The sequence below is a fragment of the Flavobacterium sp. J27 genome (assembly GCF_004303025.1).
Classification (GTDB): domain Bacteria; phylum Bacteroidota; class Bacteroidia; order Flavobacteriales; family Flavobacteriaceae; genus Flavobacterium.
The window spans coordinates 242,330-269,138 of the sequence record NZ_PJQW01000003.1 but is presented as its reverse complement, the minus strand read 5'-3'; the positions used below and the strand labels follow the sequence as shown (position 1 = coordinate 269,138).

At 30.3% G+C, this 26,809-nt stretch carries 22 protein-coding genes; 8 read left to right on the top strand and 14 right to left on the bottom strand.

What is annotated here, in order from left to right; translation table 11 throughout:
• Positions 1-21: 21 nt before the first annotated feature.
• From CX675_RS05590 to rlmB, 3 genes are all read left to right on the top strand, one after another.
• Positions 22-3,264, top strand: coding sequence for a SusC/RagA family TonB-linked outer membrane protein (locus tag CX675_RS05590; protein WP_130734236.1), 3,243 nt, complete (start codon positions 22-24; stop codon positions 3,262-3,264).
• Between the two features lie 12 nt (positions 3,265-3,276).
• The gene (locus CX675_RS05585; protein WP_130734235.1) at positions 3,277-4,701 is read left to right on the top strand and encodes a SusD/RagB family nutrient-binding outer membrane lipoprotein; all 1,425 of its coding nucleotides are present in this window, start codon (positions 3,277-3,279) and stop codon (positions 4,699-4,701) included.
• 67 nt (positions 4,702-4,768) lie between these two features.
• Positions 4,769-5,506, top strand: a complete 738-nt coding sequence (gene rlmB, locus CX675_RS05580; RefSeq protein ID WP_130734234.1) for a 23S rRNA (guanosine(2251)-2'-O)-methyltransferase RlmB — start codon at positions 4,769-4,771, stop codon at positions 5,504-5,506.
• A gap of 10 nt (positions 5,507-5,516) precedes the next feature.
• Here rlmB and CX675_RS05575 read toward each other — a convergent pair whose 3' ends face one another.
• On the bottom strand, positions 5,517-6,272 hold the full coding sequence (locus tag CX675_RS05575) for a rhomboid family intramembrane serine protease (RefSeq protein WP_130734233.1): 756 nt from the start codon (positions 6,270-6,272) through the stop codon (positions 5,517-5,519).
• A 141-nt stretch (positions 6,273-6,413) separates the two neighbouring features.
• Here CX675_RS05575 and CX675_RS05570 point away from each other — a divergent pair, with 141 nt between their 5' ends.
• From CX675_RS05570 to CX675_RS05560, 3 genes are all read left to right on the top strand, one after another.
• A complete protein-coding gene (locus CX675_RS05570) occupies positions 6,414-6,977 on the top strand; it encodes a Crp/Fnr family transcriptional regulator (RefSeq protein ID WP_130734232.1) in 564 nt (187 codons plus the stop codon).
• Between the two features lie 85 nt (positions 6,978-7,062).
• Entirely contained in the window at positions 7,063-7,542 is a 480-nt protein-coding gene (gene yiaA / locus CX675_RS05565; RefSeq protein ID WP_130734231.1) for an inner membrane protein YiaA, read from the top strand.
• 72 nt (positions 7,543-7,614) lie between these two features.
• Positions 7,615-8,892, top strand: coding sequence for a replication-associated recombination protein A (locus CX675_RS05560; RefSeq protein ID WP_130734230.1), 1,278 nt, complete (start codon positions 7,615-7,617; stop codon positions 8,890-8,892).
• Positions 8,893-8,950: 58 nt separating this feature from the next.
• On the opposite strand, the gene CX675_RS05555 is transcribed toward CX675_RS05560, so the two are convergent.
• The 11 genes from CX675_RS05555 to radC all read right to left on the bottom strand — a co-directional run bounded on the left by CX675_RS05555 (position 8,951) and on the right by radC (position 17,225).
• The gene (locus CX675_RS05555; RefSeq protein ID WP_130734229.1) at positions 8,951-9,694 is read right to left on the bottom strand and encodes a hypothetical protein; all 744 of its coding nucleotides are present in this window, start codon (positions 9,692-9,694) and stop codon (positions 8,951-8,953) included.
• 1 nt (position 9,695) lies between these two features.
• Positions 9,696-10,385 carry a YjjG family noncanonical pyrimidine nucleotidase gene (locus CX675_RS05550; protein WP_130734228.1) on the bottom strand — a complete coding sequence of 230 codons (690 nt, stop codon included), beginning with the start codon at positions 10,383-10,385 and terminating at the stop codon, positions 9,696-9,698.
• A gap of 87 nt (positions 10,386-10,472) precedes the next feature.
• On the bottom strand, positions 10,473-10,958 hold the full coding sequence (locus CX675_RS05545) for a hypothetical protein (protein ID WP_130734227.1): 486 nt from the start codon (positions 10,956-10,958) through the stop codon (positions 10,473-10,475).
• Entirely contained in the window at positions 10,951-12,282 is a 1,332-nt protein-coding gene (locus tag CX675_RS05540; RefSeq protein WP_130734226.1) for an FtsX-like permease family protein, read from the bottom strand. Before CX675_RS05540 ends, CX675_RS05545 begins: the two co-directional genes overlap by 8 nt.
• Position 12,283: 1 nt before the next feature.
• A complete protein-coding gene (locus CX675_RS05535; RefSeq protein WP_130734225.1) occupies positions 12,284-12,913 on the bottom strand; it encodes an ABC transporter ATP-binding protein in 630 nt (209 codons plus the stop codon).
• A 65-nt stretch (positions 12,914-12,978) separates the two neighbouring features.
• Positions 12,979-13,437, bottom strand: coding sequence for an RES family NAD+ phosphorylase (locus tag CX675_RS05530; protein ID WP_130734224.1), 459 nt, complete (start codon positions 13,435-13,437; stop codon positions 12,979-12,981).
• Entirely contained in the window at positions 13,437-13,940 is a 504-nt protein-coding gene (locus CX675_RS05525; protein WP_130734223.1) for an antitoxin Xre-like helix-turn-helix domain-containing protein, read from the bottom strand. Before CX675_RS05525 ends, CX675_RS05530 begins: the two co-directional genes overlap by 1 nt.
• 51 nt (positions 13,941-13,991) lie before the next feature.
• A complete protein-coding gene (locus tag CX675_RS05520; protein ID WP_130734222.1) occupies positions 13,992-15,032 on the bottom strand; it encodes a hypothetical protein in 1,041 nt (346 codons plus the stop codon).
• On the bottom strand, positions 14,986-16,179 hold the full coding sequence (locus CX675_RS05515; RefSeq protein WP_130734221.1) for a radical SAM protein: 1,194 nt from the start codon (positions 16,177-16,179) through the stop codon (positions 14,986-14,988). The genes CX675_RS05520 and CX675_RS05515 overlap by 47 nt, the downstream gene beginning before the upstream one ends.
• Positions 16,180-16,273: 94 nt before the next feature.
• The gene (locus tag CX675_RS05510) at positions 16,274-16,468 is read right to left on the bottom strand and encodes a hypothetical protein (protein WP_130734220.1); all 195 of its coding nucleotides are present in this window, start codon (positions 16,466-16,468) and stop codon (positions 16,274-16,276) included.
• A gap of 73 nt (positions 16,469-16,541) precedes the next feature.
• Positions 16,542-17,225 carry a DNA repair protein RadC gene (gene radC, locus CX675_RS05505; RefSeq protein ID WP_130734219.1) on the bottom strand — a complete coding sequence of 228 codons (684 nt, stop codon included), beginning with the start codon at positions 17,223-17,225 and terminating at the stop codon, positions 16,542-16,544.
• A 105-nt stretch (positions 17,226-17,330) separates the two neighbouring features.
• Here radC and CX675_RS05500 point away from each other — a divergent pair, with 105 nt between their 5' ends.
• Positions 17,331-17,993 carry a DUF1287 domain-containing protein gene (locus tag CX675_RS05500; RefSeq protein ID WP_130734218.1) on the top strand — a complete coding sequence of 221 codons (663 nt, stop codon included), beginning with the start codon at positions 17,331-17,333 and terminating at the stop codon, positions 17,991-17,993.
• A gap of 75 nt (positions 17,994-18,068) precedes the next feature.
• Here the strand turns inward: CX675_RS05500 and murC are convergent, their stop codons facing one another.
• Entirely contained in the window at positions 18,069-19,424 is a 1,356-nt protein-coding gene (murC, locus tag CX675_RS05495; RefSeq protein ID WP_130734217.1) for a UDP-N-acetylmuramate--L-alanine ligase, read from the bottom strand.
• Between the two features lie 45 nt (positions 19,425-19,469).
• Entirely contained in the window at positions 19,470-20,162 is a 693-nt protein-coding gene (locus CX675_RS05490; RefSeq protein ID WP_130734216.1) for a M48 family metallopeptidase, read from the bottom strand.
• A 175-nt stretch (positions 20,163-20,337) separates the two neighbouring features.
• Between CX675_RS05490 and CX675_RS05485 the strand changes: the two genes are divergently transcribed.
• Positions 20,338-26,805 carry an MG2 domain-containing protein gene (locus CX675_RS05485; protein ID WP_130734215.1) on the top strand — a complete coding sequence of 2,156 codons (6,468 nt, stop codon included), beginning with the start codon at positions 20,338-20,340 and terminating at the stop codon, positions 26,803-26,805.
• Positions 26,806-26,809 lie beyond the last annotated feature (4 nt).

Genomic DNA, 26,809 nt, shown 5'->3' with positions numbered 1-26,809 from the left:
AACTAATTCAAATTAACATTTATGAGATCTAAATTTAACGTATTACTAACTGTATTAGTAGTAATGTTAGGGCAAATGATTTTTGCCCAAGTAAAAACTGTTTCTGGAACAGTTGTAGATCAAAACGGACTTCCACTTCCTAGTGTTGCCATTCAAGAGAAAGGTACAGGAAATGGTACACAAACCGATTTTGATGGTAATTTTAAAATTGACGTAAGACAAGGATCAACGCTTGTTTTTAGTTATGTAAGTATGAAAACTCAAGAAGTTATTGTTAATTCCAATACTTTAAGAGTCACAATGCTTGAAGACGTAACTACTCTTGAAGGTGTTGTTGTTACTGCTTTAGGTATCAAAAGAGAGAAAAAAGCTCTTGGTTATGCCACTCAGGAGGTAAAAGGAGACGACGTAGCTGACACACCTGTTACCAATTTTGCAGATGCGCTTTCTGGAGAAGTTGCTGGTCTTGACATTCAAGCTTCTGGAACTATGGGAGGTTCTAGTAATATTGTTGTAAGAGGTTACAACTCAATTAGCGGAAGCAACCAAGCACTGATTGTTATCGATGGAACACCAGTAATAAACAACACAAACAATAGTACTGGCCAAACAGCAGGTAGAGGCGGTTACGATTATGGTAATGCTGCTATGGATATCAACCCAGACGACATTGAATCATTAAACGTTTTAAAAGGTGCTGCAGCAACTGCTCTTTACGGTTCAAGAGCCAGTAATGGTGCTATCATTATAACGACTAAAAAAGGAAAAAAAGGAAAAGGAATAGGCGTATCCTTTACAAGTTCTATAACAGCTGGAACAGTTGACAAAGAAACATTACCTAAATATCAAGACAAATATGGAGCTGGTTACGGACCTTATTATGATGACCCATCAGGATATTTTGATTATTTTGATATTAATGGGGACAGTACTGATGATTTAATTGTACCATTTAGAGAAGACGCATCTTACGGAGCGGCTTTTGATCCAAATTTAAACGTGTACCAATGGACTTCTATATACCCAGAATTACCAGGCTATTTACAAGCAACTCCTTGGGTTGCTGCTAAAAATACTCCAAATAGCTTATTCAAAACCGCATTAACTTACACAAACTCAATTTCGTTTGGTAAAAGTGATGATAAAAGTTCGTTCAGATTAGGTTATACAAATAAAATACAAGAAGGTGTAGTTCCTAACAGCCAAATAAAAAGAAATAATATTACCTTTTCGGGTTCAACAAACTTCTCAGATAATTTAACTGGTTCTGTTGATTTTTCATATATCAACACTAAAGGACAAGGAAGAAATGGAACAGGATATGACTCAAAAAATCCAATGCAAGCATTTCGTCAATGGTTCCAAACTAATGTGGATATCCAACAACAAAAGGATGCTTTCTTTAGTACTGGACAAAATATAACTTGGAATGCAACATCTGTATCAAATACAAAACCAGCATATACAGATAACGTTTACTGGACATTATACAAAAACTATCAAGATGACAGCAGAGATCGATATATGGGTAACTTCACATTAAATCAAAAAGTAACTAGTTGGTTTAGTTTAATGGGAAGATTTGCATACGACACCTACTCTGAAATTAGAGAAGAAAGAATTGATGTAGGTTCAGTAGATGTTCCTTTGTATGCTGTTACAAACAGAAAAACTTCTGAGATAAATTATGACTTAATGGGTACATTTAATCATAATATTACTGAAGACTTAAGCTTAGATGGCTTAGTTGGTTTAAACATTAGAGTTAATAAATTAAATTCATTAGCAGCACAAACAAATGGCGGTTTAGGTCTTGCTGGAATATTCACTTTAGCAAATTCTGTTAACCCTCTTACATCAGACGATTACAACAAAATAGATTACACTAAAAAAGTAGATGGTTTATTTGGTAAAATTGGATTAGGTTATCAAGGAACTTATTATCTAGATGTAACTGGTAGAAGAGACAGATCTTCTGCACTACCTGTTGACAATAACTCATATTTTTACCCATCTGTTTCAACTAGTATTGTTTTCTCAAACATACTTAAACAGGATTGGTTAAACTTTGGAAAAATTAGAGCAAACTATGCAGAAGTAGGTAATGACACAGACCCTTACCAAGTTTATGACACTTACAACTTAGTTCCACCTATAAGTGGTCAAGGTTCAGCTTCTAATTCACCAACTTTAAATAACCCAAATCTTAAAGCGGAAAGATCAAAAGATATTGAAGTTGGTTTAGAATTAAGCACTTTTAACAACAGATTAGGACTTGATTTTTCATATTACAACAGAAAAACAAAAGACTTAATTTCAAGAGTTGATATTTCTGCAGGATCTGGGTATACTGGACAATGGTTAAATGGTGCGGATATGGAAAACAAAGGGATTGAATTAATTTTAAATGGTACTCCAATTAAAACTGACAATTTCTCTTGGGATATCAAAGTAAACTTTGCTAAAAATGAAAGTAAAGTAACACGCTTAGCTGAAGACATCGAATTTATTCAACTTGCAAATGTTCAAGGAGGAATTTCATTAGGAGCTTCATTAGGAGAACCATTCGGAGTTATTAGAGGTAGTGACTATGTATATGTAAATGGACAACCTTTGGTTTATACAGCAGCAGATGCGCCTTCTTCAGCATGGATTGGTAAATATGCAAGAACAAGTACAAACAATAATGTAATTGGAAATATAAATCCTGATTGGACTGGTGGTGTAAAAAACATTTTAAAATACAAAAACTTTAATTTAAGCTTCTTAATTGATGTTCAAAAAGGTGGAGATGTATTCTCTCTTGATACATGGTATGGATATGCTACTGGATTATATGACTTTACAGCAGGAACTAACCATTTAGGCAACCCAGTTCGTGACCCTCTTTCAGCAGGTGGTGGTGTTATCTTAGAAGGTGTTAATGCTGATGGTTCACCAAATACAACTGTAACAAGTGCAACTACCTATGCAAACCCATGGGGATATGCTAGAACTCCTAATGCAGCCCATGTATATGATGCATCATTTGTAAAACTTAGAGAAGTTACTTTTGGTTATAAATTTTCAAATAGAATTGCTGAAAGCTTATCATTACAAAACTTAACGCTTTCTATTATAGGAAGAAACTTATGGATAATCCATAAAAATACACCATATTCAGATCCTGAAGCTGGTTTAAGTGCTGGTAATATTCAAGGTTATCAATCTGGTGTTTACCCATCAGTAAGAGAAATTGGCGCTAGCTTAAAATTAGAATTCTAATAATAAAATACTATGAAAAAATATTTAATAATACTTTTAGGTACATTGGCTGTAAGTTGTGCATCAGATGAGACCTATGACAGCTTAAACAAGGATCAAAACAATCCTCCAGATGTACCCTCAAGAACATTGTTCACAGGTGCTACAAAAAATCTTTTCGATCAAATGGAGAGCACCAATGTGAATACAAATGTATATCGCTTGTTTGCTCAATATTGGACAGAAACAACGTATATTGATGAATCGAATTACGATCTTACAACAAGAAATATACCATCAAATCACTGGACAGAAATGTTTACCAATGTTTTATATGATCTTAAAGACGCAAAAAACAAACCAGATACAGATACAGATGGAAAAAAAGGAATGATAGAAGTTTTAGAAGTATATACTTGGCAACAATTAGTTGATACTTTTGGAAATATTCCTTATTCTGAAGCATTGTTAGGAAGAGAAAACCAAAATCCAGCATATGATGACGCACAAACTATCTATCAAGATTTATTAGTTAGGATAGATGCTGCAATCCTAAAATTATCATCTGCAACTGATAATGGTTTTGAAGATGCAGATTTAATCTTTAATGGAGATTTAGGGCAATGGATTAAATTCGCTAATTCTTTAAAATTTAAATTAGCTATGAGAATAGCAGATGTTTCATCATTAGCAACACTTTCTCAAACTGCTGCTCAAGATGCTTACAATGCTGGATTAATTGCATCAAACTCTGACAATGTAACACTTTCTTACGGTGCAGCAACACCAAACACAAATCCTTTATGGGTAGATTTAGTTCAAAGTGGTAGACAAGATTTTGTTGTTGCAAATACGATTGTTGATTACATGAACACATTATCCGATCCTAGAAGAGCTTTCTACTTTGATGATAACTTAGGAACTGGAAGCTATGTTGGAGGTCCTTATGGAGACAATAACTCTTTCTTTTCTTATACACATGTTGGTGAGTTAATGCACCAACCTACTTTTAGAGGAGTATTAATGGACTATTCAGAAATTGAATTCCTTTTAGCTGAAGCTGCAGAAAGAGGATATGCTGTAGGAGGAACTGCAGAAACTCACTACAACAATGGTATTACTGCTTCTATGGAAGATTGGGGAGTTGCAACAGTTGATGCTTCTGCTTATCTTTTAAATCCATCTGTAGCTTATACAACTGCTACAGGTACTTGGAGAGAAAAAATTGGCTTTCAATTTTGGTTAGCTATGTACAATAGAGGCTTTGAAGGATGGTCTGTTTACAGAAAATATGACGCTCCTGCTATGAATGTTGCAGCAGATTCTGGTCTAGATGTTCCTAAAAGATATACTTATCCTTTAAGAGAACAAACGATCAACATAACAAATTATTCAGCTGCATCAGCTGCAATAGGTGGAGATGAATTAGACACTCCTATATTCTGGGACGTAAACTAAACATATAAATATAATTTAAATTAAAAAACCACCTCAATACGAGGTGGTTTTTTTATACCTTTGCAAAATGGAAAAGGAAAATCAAATATTTGGAATTAGAGCTATTATTGAAGCTATTCAAGCTGGAAAAGAAATTGACAAAATTTTCATCCAAAAAGAAAATCAAGGAGAGCTTATGCAAGAATTGATGAAAACTATGAAAACAAACAATATTAACTTTTCATATGTTCCAGTAGAAAAACTAAACCGATTAACATCTAAGAATCATCAAGGAGCAGTTGCCACAATATCTCCAGTTTCTTTTTATGAATTGGAATCACTTATTGAACAAGTTGCAAGTTCTGAAAAAACACCACTTTTTCTTATATTAGATCAGTTATCTGATGCCAGAAATTTTGGAGCCATAATTAGAACTGCAGAATGTACAGGCGTAGATGGAATTATTATTCAAAAACAAGGTGCTGCTCCAGTAAATGGTGATACCGTTAAAACTAGCGCTGGTGCTGTTTTCAATGTTCCAATTTGCAAAGTTGAACATATTAAAGACGCTATTTATTATTTACAAGCTAGCGGAATTCAAACCGTAGCGGCAACGGAAAAAACAGACAACACTATTTACGACATCAACTTTACAACACCAACTGCTATTATTATGGGCAGTGAAGATAGAGGTGTTAACCCTTCTGTTTTAAAGATTGTAGACCATAAAGCAAAACTTCCTATGTTTGGAACGATTGAATCATTAAATGTATCTGTTGCCTGTGGTGCATTTCTTTATGAATCTGTAAGACAAAGAATAAAATAAGATTATTGCATTACTTTTTTAATCCAATAAATTCATAAATAACTTTTAAAGAAGAAGTAAAGTATTCTTTGATGGTTTCATCTGGTTTTAGTGGCGGATTAAAATTTCCTTCATCATCAAAATTTCTCATAAAAGAATCATTCTCGGGATTAAAATCTGGTCTTTGCCAATCGTAAATAACAGGTTTGCCAAACTGAGGTGTTTTCATAATTAAAGCCATTGAAAGTCCAGTTAAAAAACCACTTAAATGTCCTTCCCACGAAATACCTTTCTCTGCATTGGGAAACATATACCAAATCATTCCACCATAAAACAAAACTACCACAAATGAAACTGCCATTAAACGAAAGTATTTTGTAAATATTCCTTTAAAAAAGATAAAACTAACTAATACGTAAATTAATCCACTTGCCCCAATATGATAACTCGATCGGCCCAATAACCAAGTCCCCAAACCAGAAAATAAAATTCCAAAAACCATTATCCTAATAACCTGTTCGTTGTAAAATAGTCTTAAAAAGAACAACAATACTAAAAGAGCTAAAGAGTTATTTGTGATATGTTCTAAATTACTATGCAATGCCCAACTAAACAAAATCCCTTTCAATCCAAATTGTGTTCTTGGATATATTCCATAATGATGAAAATTAAGACCAAACGCTTTTTCATATAAAAATATAACCCAAAGAAATAAAACAAAAAAAAGAGGAAATAAGATTACCGATTTTGAAAATTTAAATTGATGATCTCGTATAATTCGTTTCATAATTAATAAAATTATTTAGCATTTTATATTTCAAATATAGCACCACTCTTGTTTATGCGCTTTTTTGTCATACAAATAGCATTTTTTGTCATGTATACAATTATTATTTTGAATATTACATAAAAAATGTATCTTTAAAAAGTGGAAAATTTATTAAACATTCTCAATACCAAAATAACTATTTCAGAGGAAGATTGGCTTTTTATATCTTCTAAGTTACAAGAAAAAGAATTTAAAAAAAAGGATTTCATTATTACAACTCAAAACATTGAAGATAAAATTTATTTTATTCAAGAAGGTATTTTTCGTCTATATATAGAACTTCCTGAAAAAGACGTCACAATAGATTTTGGTTTTCCAAATAATTTTTTGAGCAGTTATTCTTCTTTTTTAACGCAAACTCCTAGTATAGCTTGCATTCAAAGCCTTACAAAATCAAAAGTTATTTTTATAACTCGCAAAGATTTACAAGAAATTTATCTTCATACACAGTCAGGTGAATCGATAGGAAGAATTTTTGCAGAAGAATTTTTTAGATACAAATCAAAAAGAGAACTAAGTTTTTTAAAAGACTCACCAACAGAACGTTATTTAAATTTAGTAAAAGAACAACCACAGTTAATTCAAGAAATTCCTCAAAAATACCTTGCATCTTATATCGGCATAACTCCACAAGCATTAAGTAGAATTCGAGCAAAAATCTAATTTTATTTTAATTTATTAACCGAAGTTCATTGTTTTATGTAACCAATCCCTATTTCTTTGTCATTGAATTAAAATCATAAAAACAATGGAAACAAATCAAATGAATACTTCGGAGAGTACTACACAAAAATCAAAACAAAATATTTTTGAAAACACAACGATTAAACCTACCAATGCTTTTATTGGAGCATCGTGGATTGCTTTATTAACTGGTATGGTTTCTTACTGCATCGGTCTTTGGAATGCGACCATGCAATTAAATGAAAAAGGATATTATTTTGCCATACTATTATTTGGTCTTTTCTCTGTTATTTCTGTACAAAAATCGGTTAGGGATAGAATTGAAGGCATCGCAGTAACAGACATGTATTATGGAATCAGTTGGTTTACAACTTTAGTATCGATACTCCTTTTAATTATTGGACTTTGGAATGCAGACTTAGCTTTAAGTGAAAAAGGATTTTATGCCATGTCATTTTTATTAAGTTTATTTGCTGCTATAACTGTACAAAAAAACACTCGCGATTTATTAGTTGTTACTCGATTTGAGAAAACGGAGCATTAAAAGATAAAGGTTTGGATAAAAATTCAAACCTTTTTTGTTTTAGCTAAATTTGAAATAGTGTAATTTTACATTATGGAAGCACCTTTAGCAGAACGAATTCGTCCACAGAAACTAACTGAATACATAAGCCAATTACACCTTGTTGGCGAACAAGGTTCTTTAACCAATCAAATAAACAAAGGAATTATCCCAAGTCTAATCTTATGGGGACCACCTGGAACTGGAAAAACAACACTTGCTCAAATAATGGCACAAGAAAGCAAACGCCCTTTTTACCAATTGAGTGCAATTCATTCAGGTGTTAAAGATATTAGAGAAGTAATTGAAAAAGCCAAACAAAGTGGTGGTCTTTTTACTGCCAAAAACCCCATTTTATTTATAGACGAGATTCACCGCTTTAGTAAATCACAACAAGACTCTTTACTAGCTGCTGTAGAAAAAGGATGGGTTACCCTAATTGGTGCTACAACTGAAAATCCTAGTTTTGAAGTAATTCCTGCACTTTTATCTAGATGCCAAGTATATATTTTAAATGCTTTTACAAAAGAAGACCTCCAAGCTTTACTAAAAAGAGCCATCAGAACTGATAGCATTTTAAAAACAAAAAACATTCAATTAATTGAAACTGAAGCTCTGTTAAGACTTTCAGGAGGTGATGGCAGAAAATTATTAAACATTTTTGAATTAGTTATCAATGCAACGGATGATGAAATCATAAAAATTACAAATGAAAAAGTAACTCATTTAGTTCAAAAAAACACTGCCTTATACGATAAAACTGGTGAACAACATTATGATATTGTTTCTGCATTTATTAAATCGATACGAGGTAGTGACCCAAATGGTGCTGTGTATTGGTTAGCCAGAATGATTGAAGGAGGTGAAGATGTAAAATTTATAGCCAGACGAATGCTTATTTTAGCTAGTGAAGATATTGGAAATGCAAATCCAACAGCTTTGATTATGGCTAATAACACATTTCAAGCAGTAACAACCATTGGCTACCCAGAAAGCAGAATAATATTAAGTCAATGTGCCATATATTTAGCTTCATCTGCCAAAAGCAATGCTAGTTATATGGCAATCAATAAAGCACAACAAGTAGTCAAACAAACAGGAGATTTATCGGTTCCAATTCACTTAAGAAACGCACCGACCAAACTGATGAAAGAATTAGGTTATGGTGAAGATTATAAATACTCACATGATTTCCCAAATAATTTTGCTGAACAAGAATTTTTACCTTCTGCATTAAGTGAAACAAAATTTTTTGAGCCTGGTGAAAATGCCAGAGAAAAAGAGCTACGAATGTTCTTAAAAAACAGATGGAAAGACAAATATAACTACTAAAAAATAAGTCAATAAAAAAGCGAGTAATTAAAGAAATACTCGCTTTTTTTATATAATATTAAAATTTCACTTCTACTTTTTCGACTATTAATTTACCTTTTTTATAGTATTCGTAAAACCAATTCCCTTCTTTTTTATAAAATATTCCATTATCAAGCATGCCTCTTTCTGCTAAAAATAAATCAGGAATGGTTGTTTTTTGAAGTTCAAAAATAACATTTGGCACCGCATTGACCAGCTTGAAACCAGTCTCAGTAGGCAATGCAAATAATAATGTCTTATTTGAAGTTGTTTCTGGTGCTACAGCAACGACAGTATTTGAAAGGACTTTTGCTTCTTCTATTGTTACTTCACTTTTAGTAGTATTTGCTTTATCAGTAAATGTCTTTTGAAAATCAACTTTACCTTTCAAAGAAGTTAATGCCTCTCTAAATGCCTGGCTGTATGCTGTATCATAACTTTTTTCTCTACTATTTCCTTCAATACTCGTAATCAAAATTTTATTCTGACAATCTTTTACTTCGATTGTAATTTTAGTATTAAAAATAGTACTATTTTTAATCGCATTAGCATACAAGACCTGACACTTGTCTCTTAAAAATGCTTCTGGAAGATCTTCTCCGTCATAAAAAACAGTCAAGCCTTCAGATTCAAAAAAGGATTTAGTTAAACTGTTTAAGTTATATTTATTAGGTTCAGTAAAAAAAGAGAATTGTTGTGGCACAACTATATATTTATATTTTTCTTGACCAACAAGAAGTGTAGAAAATAAAATTGCTATAAAAAGTAGGTTTTTTTTCATATTAAAAAAAGTTTTTAAGTTCGGTTAAGTTATTTATCTGGGGTACTTTTTTATCAATTATAATATTCTTTTCATTAAAAAAAATAGCATCAATTCCAAATTGAAGTGCGCCTTCTATATCAGCTTCTAAGCTATCTCCTATCATTATACTTTCTTCTTTATTAGCTTCAGCTAAAGACAATGCGTATTCAAAAATGCTTGGATGTGGCTTCTTTTCACCTGCTAATTCTGAATTTGTTATAGTGCTAAAATAATGAAAAATATTAGCATTTTTCATTTTTTTATCCTGAACATGATGAAAACCATTAGTTACAATATGCAGTTGATATTTCCCTTTTAAATATTCTAAAATTTCAATCGCACCTTCAAAAAGGAAGTTACTATTAGGCAAATGTTCTATGTAATCTTCTGAAATTTGATGAATCAACTCTTTAGTTACTGAAACATCCAGAATTTCAAAAACATCATTTAATCTATTAAAACGTAATTCTTCCTGAGAAATTTTATTTACCTGATACAAAGACCAATAATATTGATTCCTAGGAATATAATGTTCTAAAAAATCGGTTACAGAAATATCAAAATTGTATTTTTGAAAAATGAAATCAAAAGCCACTTCAGAATTTTTATCAAAATCCCAAAGGGTATGATCTAAATCGAAGAAAAGATGTTTTTTATTTTTAAAAATCATAATAAACTAACCTATATTATTTTATTGTGAGACACAATTTATTTTATAAAATAAGAGGCAAAAAAAGCCCAAAAATAGGGCTTCAAATTAATTTCCTGCTGTTATGACTGCATTTTCAATATGATAAATCCAATCTTCTATATCACTATCATTATACCTAAACTTTCCTTTTAAAGTAACAAATTGATCGGTCTTCAATTTAGGCAAATCGCCTTTAAATTTGATTCCCATTAAAGTTTCAGGTCCAGATTTACCACAAAAAAAACAAGCTGCGAAAACATTTTTACTTACCGCATAGTTTTTATTATCTATAGGAATTATAAAACCACTAATGGTAACTTCCTTTCCTTGTAACGACTTCAACTTTGGATTTACAACAGGAAACATTATTTCTCCATAGACTTTATCTGCTTTTTTCAAATAATCTATTTTTCCTAATAAACTCCAAGTTAAAGTATCGGTAACAGGTACTGATACTTTTGTGTTAAAACTAACACACTCCTTTTTTGTGTTAAAACTAAATAACGACACTACCACTAATAGTGCTATCGAAAATTTAATATAATTACGCATTGGCTAATGTTTTTGAAATATTTAATTGATATGCTTTTAATGCTGGTATTAAAGCTGCTAAAACACCTACAAAAAGTGTCAACAATAATAAAATACCTTCCTTATCCCAAATAAATTCATAAGGGTTAAAACTAAATTTAAAATCTTTTTCCGCTGATGTTGAAATCAACCATAATGCTATTCTACCTAAAATCGTACCAAAGATAAAACCAACAATACAAAGTAAGAGACTTTCTATCATTACTAATCTTAGAAGTTGAAAACGCTTTGCTCCATTTACTCTTAATAAAGCAAATTCATTTTTTCTTTCTTTTAGAGTATTAAACAAAGCTATAAAAATAGAAATTCCAGAAATAAACATAATTCCATAAGCCAAATAGCGTAAAGCATCGATACCTATTCCAAACATCGAAACCAAACGATTTACTTCTATGGCGGGTGAAACGGCTTGCATTTTTGTATTTTGAGCTATGATTCTAGGCCAAGTTACTATTCCCATTTTATTTCGAAATTGTAATAAAACAGCAGTTATTTCCATTCCTTTTTTATCTAAAGTCATCTCTTCATTATGGTGATCTTCTTCATCATGTTCATGCGCATGTTCATCAGCATCGTGCTCATGTTGATAGTGTTCATCTCCTTCTTCATGAATATGACCTTCTTCTCCATGTTCTGGGTTGTGCATTTCTTCTTCGTGATGTTCCTCTTCATGATTGTCATGCATTTGCCATACACTTGGAATATTACAAAGAATTAAATTATCCACTACTTTTCCAGTAATAGCCGTAATACCAACCACTTTATAACCAAAATGTTCATGAACTTCACCCTCTGCAGCGTCACCATGAGAGCCAAAAAATTCATCTCCTATTTTTAGATTCAATTTTTGAGCCATTTCTCCACCTACTACAACTTCAAAATTCTTTTCAAACAAATGACCTTCAGTAAGTTTTGCATCATATTTATCTAAGTAATCAACAGTTGTTCCCACAATTTTATAGCCTCTATAATTATCTCCAAAGGCGAGCGGAATAGCCTTTTTAACAAAAGGATGTTGCATCCAAACACGAGCAGAATCATAATTTATATTTCCTGTAGGAGCATCTATCTGATAAACAGAGGATAAAATCAACTGTAACGGACTTCCTTGCGCGCCAAGCACCAAATCTACTCCGTCAATATTAGCATTAAACTTTTCATCAAATTGCTTTTCTAATAATACTAGAACCGTAATTATAGCAGTACTCGCTGTTAATAAAATAATACTTAAAATGGTATTTAAGGGCTTATACCAAATATTTTTCCATGCTAACTTTACTATCATATTACACTAGTGTTATTCGGTTAATAAATTTTTCTTTAACGCGACTATCATGGGTAACAATCACTAAAGCGGTTTTATATTCCTTCGATAATGAAGTTAATAATTCAATTACTTTTTCTGCATTTTTATCGTCAAGACTAGAGGTTGGTTCGTCTGCTAATACTACTTTAGGTTCATTCATTAAAGCTCTTGCAATAGAAACGCGTTGTTGTTGACCTATACTCAATTGACTAGGCAATTTTTGACTTTGGTTTGCAATTCCTAATTGTTCCAATAGTCTTTTAGCTCGAGCAGAATTCTTTTTCCCTGTAGCTAACCAACTTGCCATTTCTAAATTTTCCAATACTGTCAAAGCCGCTACAAAATGCGATTTTTGAAAAACAATACCAATATTTTTCCCTCTAAAAGTATCGTTTTTCCTTTCAGATAAAGAAACAATATCAGTGTTATCTATATGAATTGTACCTGTTGATGGTTTAAGCAAACCTCCTAAAATATGCAAATAGGTGGTTTTTCCTTTACCAGAATCTCCTGTAATTAAAATTGTACTTCCAGCATCACAATGTAAATCTGGTAAAATAAATGTTTGCTCTTTAGTATATGAAAATGTAATATCCTTTGTGCTTATCATAATTTGATATGCTAAATTTTAATGAGCTGCAAGATACTAATTTGAAAAGAAGTATTTCTTAATCTTTATTTAAAAATTCGTTTATCGAAAGGAAAATCTTCTTGTTGAATGATTTTTATTCTTTTAAAATCATCATGAAAAGGGTTTAGTAGATAATTATAATCTCCTTGAACTACAGCAGAAGGAACTTTTAAAACGGCACTTTTTTTATTTCTTAAAAACTCATTACCTATTTTTTGTGTGTCTACTAATTCAGGAAAACTATTCCATCCTGCAGGCAATTTTTTAACATCTATAGTTTCAATAGCAATATCATCTGGAATAAAAATGGTGAGCATTACAAAACCAGAAGGCAACGTAGCTAAAGTAACATGAACAACTACTTCAGCCATAGCCAAAGCTCTACTCTGTGCTGTGTAGACTACTTCAATCCCTTTGGAATTCCATCGAGCTCCAGTAATAGATGCTCCTACACCTGAAAGCTCAATTGGATATTTTTTATTTGCTAAACGAAACACCTCCATTATACAAATATTCCATATTGAATTTTATTCAATTCATTCATTACCATTTCTTTACCGTAAGAATCTTTTAACAATTCAAAAGGCTGTAAATTTCCAAGTGCAAAATTAGGAGTGTTTAACCACAGATAAAACTGTTCTTTAGTATCGAAGACTTCTTTACCTAAAGCTGTAACTTCGGCTAATTCTAAAATTTTCTCTGTGGGAATAGGATCAAAAACAAAGTCTTTTTTGGTTTTATTACGTTGTAATGTTCGTAAAGAAACCCCAAGAAATTGTGCCCAATCTTCTTCATTGAAAGGTGTCCGTTCTTTAATTAAATCATATAATTCGTAAGGCAATCCCCTTCTAATAGAATGCACAATTAACATTCGGTTAGATAAGAATTTCTTATAGGTAATATTTTTATCAACTACTGTTAAATCAGATTCTTTCCCTACTTTTGAAACATACATTCTAACGGCTTTATCTATTTTAACATCTGAGTTTGCAACTAATTTGGTCATAACAATGTCATTTGTCTGTAAAATTACGACATTTGTCTTTAAAAACAAAGTTTAACGTTCTTTATTTTCTTTCTTTTTTTGCAACCAATTTACAATATCAGAAAAAACGATATCCCAGTTATAACTCTTTTCTAAAAACTTACCTTCTTTGTCATATTCATTTTTAAAAAAATTATGGTCATAATCTGGGTATACTTTTACAAAGAAATCTTTTTTCCCTTTTAATATAAAAGGAAGTAAATCATTATGCACAGCAGCTAAATCATTGGTTCCATATGCAACAAGAATAGGAATTTTGACATCTTTAAAAATTTCATAAATTAATTTTTCATCATAACTAGCCCAATTGTATAATTCAAAATCACTTTTATATTCAGCAATATTCTTAATATTTAAATAATCAGTAGTAAGACTTTCAATAGTATGCTGGCTTATTGAATCTGTATTTTTCTCAAAACTTTCTATTCTTATTTTCAAAACTTCCTCTGCCGCTCTATTAAAAGGATCTGCAGACAAGCATACTAATTTAGCTATTTTTTTATTTTTATTAGCTACGTTTGCCGCTACACGATAACCCTCAGAATGCCCAATAATATAGATTGCTTTTTTATCAACCCACTTTTGGGTATATAAAAAATTTACAACTTCACTTGCCTGATTTGTTCTGTAGGTAAGATTATCGTTTTTTATATATTCAATAGGAACATTTCCATTCTTATCCTTATATCCTCTCGAATGCTCTTGAAACTCTCCAATAAATGGAATACCTTTTCGGGAAATTAATATCAAATTATATTCAGACAAATAATCTGTTGTTTTGAATGGCAAAGAAACAAAAATACCGTCTTCATCTTTAAAAACTATTGGTAATGGTAGAGAACCTTGTAAAAACAAGATGACAGGTTTCGGTTTATTTTCTTTATTAATTGACTTTATAAAAACAATTGTATCTGACTTTGATTTTAACTCTATTTTTTCAAAACCTATCTCTTTTAATTCATCAGTTTGTGCAAAGGTTTTAAAAATGAAAAGAAAAAAAAATAAACTACTCAACTTCACAATGTCCTTCAATGGATTCAATAACTTCTTCATAAGACAATTCTTCAATGTTAGTATTTTTAATAAAATCATCGGGTAAATCTTTCAAAATTCTATTTTGTAAATGACAAACTAATTTAACAATCTCTTTACAATAAATAGATGGATTATTGAAGCCATTTTGATCAGAAAACCTATGCCCTATAAATCCACCTCCACAAACAGGTTCAATAATACAATTTTGACATGATTTGCATAGATTTTCATGTCCATAATAATATTTTCTAGCTAATTCACTACTTTCATACAATTCATCAAACTCATTATGTAATACATTTAAATTATCCAGAGTAAAACCATCACCACATATTTTTAATGTATCAACAGTTTCAATACTTCCATCAGTTTCAACAACTAAAGTATCATTAACTCCTTTTCCAAAAATTTCAGAATATTTTTGAAAACCAAAAATCAATCCTATCAAATCAGTTAAAGGTCTAATATTTGGTTTATTTTCATCTTTATCATTATACCAAATATCAAAAATACCTATTAACCATTCTCCTGTTTTCGGCACCGTATTTTGATTAAAACCAATATAATTAAAATCCTGAAATAATAAATGTACATTTTTCACACCTATTTCCTTATAGTGGTTGTATACTTCTTTTACATCCTGATTAGTATCTATTACGCTCAAACAATTTGCATAATCTGATCCATAAATTTCTTTTAAAACATCAAAACCAGATATAATTTCTTTATAAGCTCCTTTCCCATTATGAAAAATTCTATTTTGATTGTTTGAAAGAATTGTTGTGTCTAAACTAATTCCAACTTGAATATTTAGTTCTTTTAATTTTTTAGCAGTTTCTCTATCTAACAAAACCCCATTTGATTGCATAGAATAATCTATCTTTACAGAATTATTGATAATCTTATTTTCTATTTCGATAAATTTTTCATAAAAACTTATTCCTGTAAGTAATGGTTCGCCTCCATGAAAAACAATAAGGAATCTTTCTAGTTTGTTTTTTTCGCAATGATTCTTAATTCTCAAAAAAAGGGATTGAATCACATCCTCTGACATAAATTTAGGTTGCTTTTTGTAACTTTCATCTCCCATATTATAAACATAACAATAAGTACAATTCAAATTACATCTACTAGCTACCTTTACTACTAAACTATTGGTATACATACTATAAATAAATAAAAAAAACTAACAAAATTTAAAATGTATGTAATAAAACAGACATATAAATCTTTGTTAGTTTTAGAATTAAAATTTCGAATTATTTTCTAACGTAAGTACTTTCTGTGTACGTAGTTCTTGTATACTCAGGTTTTATTTTAGAGTAACTTGGATCATCTATTTCTAAATCAACTAGACCACCTAAAATTTTACTCATCTGAGTCTTCCCTAATTGCTCTTTACAATTTCCTACTTCTTCTTTTGAAAAAAAGAATTTCTTTTTGTTTTCTTTCATTTTTTATGATTTTAAAATAATATCAAACATAAGTAAAAACCTACATAAATAGCTTAATTTTTAGTTAAATATTCTACAACATTCCTTCATCGGCAAAACTAAAATAATTCGTTTCTGTAACTATAACATGATCTAGGACCTGTATTTCTAAACTTTTTCCTGCTTGAATTATGTTTTTTGTTAATTGAATATCGGCTTGACTTGCCTGTAATTTACCAGATGGATGATTATGCGACAAAATAATGGCTGTTGCGTTATATTCTAAAGCTAATTTAAATACAACTCTAAAATCGACTACCGTACCTGTCCATCCTCCTTTGCTTATCTGAAATTTACAAATGACTTTGTTGGCATTATTTAAATAAATAACCCAAAATTCTTCATGCATTAATTCTCCTATTATAGGTTGCATTAATTCAAAAACAGCTTTACTAGATGTAATTTTTGAAAGCACTATTGTTTCTTCAACTCTTCTCCTTCTTCCTAATTCTAAAGCAGCAGCAATACTTATTGCTTTTGCTTCTCCAATTCCCTTGAACTGAGTTAATTGAGCAATAGATAGTTTTCCTAAAAGATTGAGGTTGTTTTGAGTAGTGTTTAAGATACGCTGACATAATTGAACAGCACTCTCATTTTTGGAACCTGATCCTATTAAAATAGCTAGCAATTCAGAATCAGATAAAGCGCTTTTCCCTTTGAGTAAAAATTTTTCACGTGGGCGATCGTTTTCAGCCCATTGATTAATTGGTGTATACATTGTTTGTTTGGCATTTATAAAAAAACAAATTAAATTATTTTTTTATTATTGTCAAAATTTTTAAATTACAATATAAATACAACTTGTTTTTCCAAAAAATAAAAAATGAGAAAAATCATTGTCCATTTTAGTCTTTTTATCCTTTTCATAGGCTGTCAAAACGAGAAAAAAACTCATCTTGACACAGCAATTATAGTTCAGAATCAAAAAAAACAAAATCAAAAAAAAGTAGCGATACAACAACCAAAAACTTTTTCAGAAAAACTTTCTAATGCTGCTATTGCCATTATTGATCCTGAAGTAGTTTACACTCCTACTTATGTTACTCTAAAATACCCTAATGGCGATGTACCTTCAAAAACAGGAGTTTGCACTGATGTTATTATTCGTGCTTATCGAAAGCTAAACATCGATTTACAGCAAGAAGTTCATGAAGACATGAAAGCTCATTTTTCTCAATATCCAAAGATTTGGGGATTAAAATCGACAGATAAAAACATTGATCATAGAAGAGTGCCTAATCTAGAAGTTTTCTTTGAAAGAAAGGGTAAAAAACTAGCCCTAAGTCAAAACCCAAATGATTACAAAACTGGCGATCTTGTTACTTGGATGATAGCAGACAAACTACCTCATATAGGTATTGTTACCCATTTGAAATCCACAGATGGAAAACGCCCAATGATAGTTCACAACGTAGGAGGCGGTCAAGTTTTACAAGACTGCTTGTTTAGCTACACCATTGTAGGACATTTTAGATATGAGAAATAAACAATATACCAATTAAAAACATGTCAATTTATAAATTGAACCAACAGAATCAACACATTGAAAATTGCAAATTGACTAATCAAAAAAGTCTTTTACCTCATCAAAATTCAGTCCACCATAATTCCCAGAACTCATTAAGAGTAAAGTTGTATTGTCAAAATTTTGTGAGAAAAGAAAATCTTTAAACTCTTTTGGATTTGTGTAAATAATTAAATCATCTCTTTTAAACGAAGAGGCAATTTGATCGTAAGTAACTTCTTCTAATTTTTTAATTTTCACGGCATCTGGTGAATAAAAAACCACAGCCACATCTGCACTATCTAACGTTCCTTGATATTGTGACAAAAATGCAGCATTTAAACTACTATACGTATGCAATTCTAAACAAGCCACTAATTTTCTATCTGGATATTGCTTTTTAACTGCCTTTGTAGTTGCAGCCACTTTACTTGGTGAATGAGCAAAATCTTTATAAGCCACTTTATCTTTATTTTCAGCAATTTTTTCTAATCGTTTGCTCGCTCCTTTGAAAGTCGCTATAGCTTCATAAAATTCAGCTTCGTCTACTCCCATGCATTGGCAAATCCATTTTGCACCAGCTAAATTACTTAAATTATGAGCTCCAAATACTTCAATTGGCATAGGTCCTTCTGGTGTACTCAATAACGTCATTCCATTTTCAACCACATAATCAGGGGTTTGATATGCGATTTTACGAATAGGATTCTGTGCTTCTTCAGCCACTTGTTTTACACTTGTATCTTCTTCATTGTATACCAAAATACCTCCATTGGTAATCTGGTTGGTAAAAATTTTAAATTGGTCAACATAATTTTCAAAAGTCGGAAAAACATTAATATGATCCCAAGCAATGCCCGATAACAAAGCAATATTAGGTTGGTACAAATGAAACTTCGGACGCAAATCGATTGGTGAAGACAAGTATTCATCTCCTTCTAAAACAATGAAGTCATTTTTTTCTGTTAAATGCACCATGGTGTCAAAACCTTCTAATTGAGCACCTACCATATAATCCACTTCAATATCATGAAAATGCATCACATGTAAAATCATGGAAGTTATTGTAGTTTTACCATGAGATCCACCAATAACAACTCTGGTTTTATTTTTAGACTGTTCGTACAAAAATTCAGGGTATGAGTAAATCTTCAACCCTAATTCTTTTGCACGTAACAGTTCTGGGTTATCTGCTTTAGCATGCATACCTAAAATAACAGCATCGAGAGCTGTATTAATTTTTTCAGGGAACCAACCCATTTCAATTGGCAACAAGTTTTTTTTCTCCAATCTAGATTTTGAAGGTTCAAAAATAGCATCATCGCTACCCGTTACTTTATATCCTTTATTATGTAAAGCTAGTGCCAAATTGTGCATTGCAGCACCACCTATTGCTATGAAATGTATATTCATTGAAATTTTAGTTGTTATTTATCTTATATTACGAAATATAAATAGCTATGAGTCCTTATTATATTTATATGATTCTTCTTCTATAGCTTTTACCTTTTTAGGAAGTTCCATTTTTTTATATAAATTAATTAATCTGAGATATGCAGTTTTTGAATGGGTTAAATTTACTCCTTGTAAATAGTAACTTTCTGCTTTTGTATATCTTTTAAAATATTCTTCAATATGTCCTTTTGCCATAACCCCATCAATCTTAGAAATAGTCATTAATTCATCAGCATATTTTTGTGCTTTTTTTTCACTTCCTCCAAGTATTCCTGGTAATTCTAAATATAATATCAATAAGGCCCATCTAGTGTCGGTATGTTTAGCGTCTAATTTAGCAGCCGTTTTAAAAGATGTTTCAATTTCATCAATCATCCCTAAGGCTTTAAATTTACTACTTTCTTTTGCTTTCATTCCCATTGCACCACCATATTTATAATGGTAGTTGGCATTATTAGGAAATTTTTCCTTTAATACTTTGTATTTTACCATGGCTTCATCCCATTTTTTATGATAGCCCGCAATATCTCCCAAATATTCAATCGTTTTATAATCTGAGGGTTTTGCTTTTAAATGCGCTTCAAAATATACATTTGCTTCATCGTATTTCTTTTGATGGAATAATGATTCCCCTTTTTCAAAATTACTTTGTGAAAAAGTGAGGAAAGGCAAAAAAAATAATACAATCCTATACATAGCAAATTTTAATATTCAAAAGTAAGAAAATTGATGCATTATCCTAAAACTAAAATTATTTTATCTTAGACAAAATTTTTGATTGAGATAATCCAACCTTTTTTGAATTTCATTACTCTATATAGAAAACTACTCCAATGAAAAAATATTTTACTCTAATCCTCATTTTTTTTCCATGTTACTTTTTTCTCAAAACAATTTTGACAAAGATTGGCGAGAAGTATATCAATATGAAATAGATGGCAAAACAAATAGTGCTTATGAAGGTGTTCAAAATATTTATAAAAAAGCAAAGAAAAAAAAAGACAATTCTCAAATTATAAAAACCTTTTTTTATATTTCAAAATTTACACAAGAGCTAGAAGAAGATGCACAATCTAAGATTATTTCAAATCTAAATAAAGAAATAACAAAAGCCAAAGGAAATTCTAAAGCAATATTACAATACATTTATGCCACTATTTTAAAAGATTATTTCAACAAAAATAGATACCAGATAAACAAAAGAACACCTGCTGAAAAAGAAGATGAAACCAATTTTCAATTATGGAGTAGTCATAAAATAAATCTTGAAATTGAGAAAAATTACCTTAACTGCATAAGCAATCCTCCTCTACTACAAGAGCAAAACATTCTCAACTATAAAGACATCCTCATTATTTCTCCAGACATAGATGGAAAAAACTACAACCTTTATGATCTATTATGGAACAAATGTATTGAGTATTATAAAAATAATTTTACAACATGGGATATAAAAAAAAGTGATTTTGAGGAGCATAAAATTAAAAAATTCTATGCGCAATCAGACACTTTTATTGAAGTATCAACAAAAGAAATAACCCTTCCAAATTTCAAAAAAACAATTGAATTACTACAAGAATACGAGCAATATTATCTACACGATACTCATAAAAACAATGAAGCTCATTTAAAAAGACTAAATTATATTCATTCAGTTTTTGAAGACAACCTCTCTTACTTTCAACAATTAAAAAAATTAGAATCTAAGGTCGATTCTATCTTTTTATTACAAGAAATTAAAATTAATAAAGCAAACTATTTATATTCTATTACAAGTAAAAATTCGGAAGAAAATCACTATAATGAGATTTTAAAAATTTGTGATTCGGTTCTACAAAAGAAAAATAATCATAACGCTTTAGCAGAAGCTGAAAAGATTAAAAATAAAATTTTACAAAAATCTTTGCATGTTGAAACAAAACGAATTTTATATGAGAAAGAACCTTCTAGAGCTTTTTTAACCTATAAAAATATAGATACTGTTACGATTCATTATTTTAAAATACCGAAGTCATTCGATCTTTCAAAAAACGTATTAGAAAAAAACACTCTTGTTTCTAATTTTATTTCTAAAAATAAGCCAGTAATTTCTTTCACAAGAAAACTCCCTAATCCAAAAAAATATTTTGAATACACTACCGAAATTTTACTAGAACCTATGCCTATTGGCGATTATCTTATAGTAATTCAACCTAATAATTTAGAACTCCAAAATAACAATTATGAATATACTAGAATAACGGTTTCTAATATTTCGTTTGTAAAAGATAGCGATGGCCAAAACGATTATTTTTATGTCTCTGACAGAAAAACTGGCAAGCCTCTTCAAAATATTATTGTTAAAAACGATGAAGAAACAAAAAAACCAAATGTGCTTGGTAAAGTAAGTTTTAGGAAAAAAAAGTATGATAAAAGTAAAAATATGAATGCCGATTGTCCTATTTTTTTGATTCAAAAAGGAGACACATTAGCAGGCACATATAAGAAAGGATTTTTTTTCAAAGAGAAAGATACAAAATCATTCGACGATAGCAATGAAGCATTTCAAGCGAAAGCTAAAGTATATTTTGATAGAGCAATCTATCGTCCAGGCCAAAAAGTATTTTATAAAGGTATTTTAATTCAGAATAAAAAAAACATAAAAAGTATCGTGCCTTTTGTAACTGTTTTAGTCACCATTGAAGACTCTGATTATAATATCTTAAAAGAATATGAAGTACAAACTAATGAATTTGGTTCTTTTTCAGGGGAATTTGACATTCCAAAAAACGTACTGACAGGTCAATTTAAACTTATCGTTGATGAACCTGACACTTACGAAAATGACAAAAAATATTACAATAAAAAAGAAGAAGAACACGCTTTTTGGGATATTGTAAATTATAATTATGATAATGAATTTACTTTTCAAGTTGAAGAGTACAAACGTCCTACTTTTGAAGTTACTTTTGAAACTATTAAAGAGAATTATACTATTGGCGACACTCTAAAAATAGTAGGAAATGCTAAATCCTTAGCTGGTAGTAGTCTTACAAACGCAAAGGTAAACTACACCATAAGTAGAAATTCATATGCAAACACTTACGATTCTAATTCTGAAAGAAAAAACATTGGATCAATAGAAACAGACTCAAAAGGCAATTTTACAATTCAATTTATTGCTAATGATAATTTATTAGGAAATAACCAAAATACAGAACTCTTTTATACTATAGAAGTTGATGTGGTTGATAATAATGGAGAAACTAGAGCAGCTTCTAAAAAAATAGTAGTAGGAAAAGAAATGCTCAAACTAGAACTTAACTCGTATAACAGAATATTTTATAAAGAAGAAGACAATTACATTAAAATTACTGCTACCACATTAAATGACTATCCAATAGAAACTAAGGGAAACTTGTATATCTCTATTGTTGAGGCGAAAAGTTTTTTAAAAAACCGTCAATTTGAAATTCCAGAAACCCAAACCATTTCAGAACATGCTTTTAGACTTTTTTTTCCTCATGAACCTTATGACAAAAACGACTCTAAAACAAGTGAAAAAGTACTAAAAGTAATTCCATTTGATACCGCAAAAGAAAAAATAATCTCTTTGAATTTTTTTAAAAAACTAGAGAATGGAAATTATAAAATTGTTGCCAAAGCACTAGACAAGAACAACAATGAAATTATTAAAACGAACTATTTCGAATTAAAATCAAATAAAAATAATTTTGATAAAAATGCTCTTTTTACTTTTAAAGACATCACTAACCCTAAAAACGATTATTTTGAATTTGAATTTCAATCTGTCATACCTGATTTATATATCTTTTCTCGATTTTATACAGGTACAAAATTAACTCAAGAAGAAGCAATTCAACTACAAAACAACAAGGGTACTTTAAAAATTAAAAAAGAAAATTACACCAATAATGAAGATTTCTTTTTTCATTTTTCAGCTCTTTATGACAACACAACTTTAGAAAAAAAATATTCCATTTCTAAAGAAATAGTAAATAAAAAACTAGAATTTGAAATCATCAGTTTACGCAATAAAATTGAACCTAGCAGTAAAGAAATTTGGTCTTTTAAAATTATCAATTCGCAACTTGAAACTGAAGTATTAGCAAGTATGTATGATAGTTCATTGGATCAATTTAAACAACATGAATGGGATTCAAATCTACATTTTAATACTAGTTACCATTCTCCTAATTATCCTTCTTTTTATAATTACAACAAAAGCTATATTTATTTTAATAAATTTAGCCAGAGCGTAAAACACTACAATTATTATATAAAAGAACCCGATTTAAATTATTTTGGATTTAATTTTGAAAATCCCAACAACGTCTATTCAAAAGAAAAATATTTAAAGTCTATACAACCTCTAACTACCATTCCTAAAAATGCCAAAACAGTAACTGGAACCATTTCAGACATGTTAGGCCCATTAGCTAGTGCTTCTATCACTGTACAAGGCACCAAAAGAAATACAATTACAGATTTTGATGGTAATTTCAGTATACAGGCTGAACCAGGAGAAATCTTAACCATTTCTTATATAGGAATGATTGATTTCTATTATACAGTAAAAACGAAAAATGACAATATAAACATTACTTTAGAAAACAACGAAACCGATTTAAAAGAAGTTGTGGTTGTAGCATATGGTATTCAAAGAGAGAAAAAAACGCTTGGATATGCAGTAACCGTTATTGAAGATACAATTCCTCAAGACTCTAAATTTTTAAGTTATTTAAGTGGACAAGTAGCTGGGGTTGAAGTACAACAAAATCTGGGAAGCACTCCTACCATTAGAATTAGAGGTTATAACTCTATAGGAAATGACATAGAACCTTTATATATTGTTGATGGCGCTCCAGTTACATCTGAAGAATTCTCAAAATTAAGGGTCGGGCTCATTGGTAATTACACCCTTTTAAAAGATGCTTCTGCAACTGCTTTATACGGAAACAAAGCAGCTGGTGGAGCTATTATTGTCACAACAAAAAAAGCACTCAAAGAAGTGACTCAAGTAAAAACCCGTACTAATTTTAACGAAACTGCTTTCTTCTATCCAGATTTAAAAACAGATAAAGAGGGCAAAATTAGCTTTAACTTTAGCACTCCAGAATCATTAACCCGATGGAAATTGCGATTATTAGGACATAATAAGAATTTTGAAACCGCTTATTTTCAAAGTGATATTGTTTCTCAGAAAGATCTTATGGTAATGCCAAATTTACCTCGTTTTGTAAGAGAAAAAGATACCATAACATTGGTTTCTAAAATAGTAAACATGACAAATGAAACTAAAGCAGGTATAGCGATGCTTTTATTATTTGATCCCACTAATGGAACGGCAATAGATAGCATGGCTCTCAACCTGAACAATCATAAAAATTTTATTTGTAAACCTAAAGAAAGTGTTGCCGTTTCATGGACCATAGCTATTCCAGAAGATTTACAAGGATTACAATATAAAATTGTAGCTCAATCAGGGAATTTTTCGGATGGCGAAGAAAACATCTTACCTGTTTTAAGTAACAAAATCCTTATCACAGAAACCATTCCTGTTTGGGTAAAAGAACACAGTAAAAAAGTATATGTTCTTGAAAATTTAAAAAACAACACCTCTTCCACCTTACAAAACCATAAAATTACTTTTGAATATACTTCTAATCCTGTTTGGTTTGCAATACAAGCTCTTCCCTATTTGATGGAATTTGAACATGAATGCGCTGAACAAACATTTTCTCGTTATTATGCCAATACAATCGCAACAGAAATTATAGCAAAAAACCCTAAAATTGCTACTTTATTTGAATCCTATAGAAATGAAAAAAGACCTGATGCTAAATTAAAGATTAATGAAGAATTAAAATCTATTTTATTAGCTGAAACACCTTGGTTTTTCGAAAATGAAAACGTAAACAACAAAAACAAACAATTAGCTTACCTATTCGACATCAATACATTAGAACAAAACAAAAAGACAACTTTACAAAAACTAAATGAAAAATTAGGATTAAATGGTGGTTTTCCATGGTTTGATGGTGGCGAAGTAAATCTATTTATTACACAACATATTCTAGCAGGCATTGGTCACTTAAACCAATTATTTCCTAATCAAAAAGCCAACTACAATGCTATAGTTTCAAAAAGTATTCCTTTTATAGATCAATACTTTTTAGAAAACTTTGAAACCAACCGAGATAATTTTAAACACTATTCCTTTAGCGATATTCATTATTTATACACCAGAAGCTTTTTCTTAAAAGATTTGCCCTTTTCTAGTAAACTACCCCCTGTAATACAAGAACAATTAACAATCATTAAAGAAAATTGGCTTACTTATTCGTTATACCAAAAAGCACAGTTAGCACTTATTTTTAATCGTTTTGGAGACATAAAAATGGCCAAGAAGATTCTTACCCATTTAAAAGAAACTGCTTCGTTAAATAATGAAATAGGAATGCATTGGATTGAAAATAAAACGAGCTGGTATTGGTATCAATCTCCTATTGAAACTCAAGCCTTACTAATTGAAGCTTTTCATGAAGTAAATCAGGATGAAAAGACTATTGATCAAATGAAAGTTTGGTTATTAAAAAACAAACAAAGTAAAAATTGGAAAACGACAAAAGCAACTACTGAAGCTATTTATGCGTTATTGCTACGAGGAACTGAATGGACATCTATCAAAGGGGAAACCCAATTTAAAATAGGTAATGAAAAAATGAATATCAAAAAGCTAAACGAACAAGAAAAAGAGAGTGAAATTGGTTACCTAAAACTCAATTGGAAAGCTCCTGAAATTTCAAAAGAAATGGCGGAAATTAGTATTGAAAACCAATCTAAAATACCAGGTTATGGCGGAATTTATTGGCAATATTTTGAGACATTAGAAAATATAAAAGAAAGCAATAACAAAGCTTTATTAATTACTAAAAAACTATTCAAAAAAGAACAAACCACAACAGGAATTATTTTAAAAAATATCGATGACAAATCGTTAAAAATAGGCGACATTGTAACGGTTCAATTATCATTACAAGTTTTTGAAGATATAGAATATATTCATTTAAAAGATGTAAGAGCATCGTGTTTTGAACCTATAGATGTATTATCTAAACAAGAATGGAATGATAATTTACATTATTACAAGAGTACAAAAGATGTTGCTACACATTTCTTTTTCGATAAGATAAATAAAGGATACTATATTTTAGAATACGATGTTAGAGTAAACAATTCAGGCGTTTTTAATGATGGAATCGCAACAATACAAAGTATGTATGCTCCTGAGTTTAGTGCACATTCTAAAAATAATATTGTAAAAGTTATGAAATAATCAT

What these genes read in the sequence shown, in the direction of transcription:
- CX675_RS05585 (WP_130734235.1), top strand. Translation starts at nt 3,277, where the DNA reads ATGAAAAAATATTTAATAATACTTTTAGGTACATTGGCTGTAAGTTGT.
- CX675_RS05510 (WP_130734220.1), bottom strand. Translation starts at nt 16,468, where the DNA reads ATGAAAGAAAACAAAAAGAAATTCTTTTTTTCAAAAGAAGAAGTAGGA.
- CX675_RS05515 (WP_130734221.1), bottom strand. Translation starts at nt 16,179, where the DNA reads ATGTATACCAATAGTTTAGTAGTAAAGGTAGCTAGTAGATGTAATTTG.
- CX675_RS05500 (WP_130734218.1), top strand. Translation starts at nt 17,331, where the DNA reads ATGAGAAAAATCATTGTCCATTTTAGTCTTTTTATCCTTTTCATAGGC.
- CX675_RS05545 (WP_130734227.1), bottom strand. Translation starts at nt 10,958, where the DNA reads ATGCGTAATTATATTAAATTTTCGATAGCACTATTAGTGGTAGTGTCG.
- CX675_RS05525 (WP_130734223.1), bottom strand. Translation starts at nt 13,940, where the DNA reads ATGACCAAATTAGTTGCAAACTCAGATGTTAAAATAGATAAAGCCGTT.
- CX675_RS05560 (WP_130734230.1), top strand. Translation starts at nt 7,615, where the DNA reads ATGGAAGCACCTTTAGCAGAACGAATTCGTCCACAGAAACTAACTGAA.
- yiaA (WP_130734231.1), top strand. Translation starts at nt 7,063, where the DNA reads ATGGAAACAAATCAAATGAATACTTCGGAGAGTACTACACAAAAATCA.
- CX675_RS05520 (WP_130734222.1), bottom strand. Translation starts at nt 15,032, where the DNA reads ATGAAGAAGTTATTGAATCCATTGAAGGACATTGTGAAGTTGAGTAGT.
- CX675_RS05490 (WP_130734216.1), bottom strand. Translation starts at nt 20,162, where the DNA reads ATGTATAGGATTGTATTATTTTTTTTGCCTTTCCTCACTTTTTCACAA.
- CX675_RS05485 (WP_130734215.1), top strand. Translation starts at nt 20,338, where the DNA reads ATGTTACTTTTTTCTCAAAACAATTTTGACAAAGATTGGCGAGAAGTA.
- CX675_RS05540 (WP_130734226.1), bottom strand. Translation starts at nt 12,282, where the DNA reads ATGATAGTAAAGTTAGCATGGAAAAATATTTGGTATAAGCCCTTAAAT.
- CX675_RS05575 (WP_130734233.1), bottom strand. Translation starts at nt 6,272, where the DNA reads ATGAAACGAATTATACGAGATCATCAATTTAAATTTTCAAAATCGGTA.
- CX675_RS05555 (WP_130734229.1), bottom strand. Translation starts at nt 9,694, where the DNA reads ATGAAAAAAAACCTACTTTTTATAGCAATTTTATTTTCTACACTTCTT.
- radC (WP_130734219.1), bottom strand. Translation starts at nt 17,225, where the DNA reads ATGTATACACCAATTAATCAATGGGCTGAAAACGATCGCCCACGTGAA.
- murC (WP_130734217.1), bottom strand. Translation starts at nt 19,424, where the DNA reads ATGAATATACATTTCATAGCAATAGGTGGTGCTGCAATGCACAATTTG.
- CX675_RS05590 (WP_130734236.1), top strand. Translation starts at nt 22, where the DNA reads ATGAGATCTAAATTTAACGTATTACTAACTGTATTAGTAGTAATGTTA.
- CX675_RS05530 (WP_130734224.1), bottom strand. Translation starts at nt 13,437, where the DNA reads ATGGAGGTGTTTCGTTTAGCAAATAAAAAATATCCAATTGAGCTTTCA.
- CX675_RS05550 (WP_130734228.1), bottom strand. Translation starts at nt 10,385, where the DNA reads ATGATTTTTAAAAATAAAAAACATCTTTTCTTCGATTTAGATCATACC.
- CX675_RS05535 (WP_130734225.1), bottom strand. Translation starts at nt 12,913, where the DNA reads ATGATAAGCACAAAGGATATTACATTTTCATATACTAAAGAGCAAACA.
- rlmB (WP_130734234.1), top strand. Translation starts at nt 4,769, where the DNA reads ATGGAAAAGGAAAATCAAATATTTGGAATTAGAGCTATTATTGAAGCT.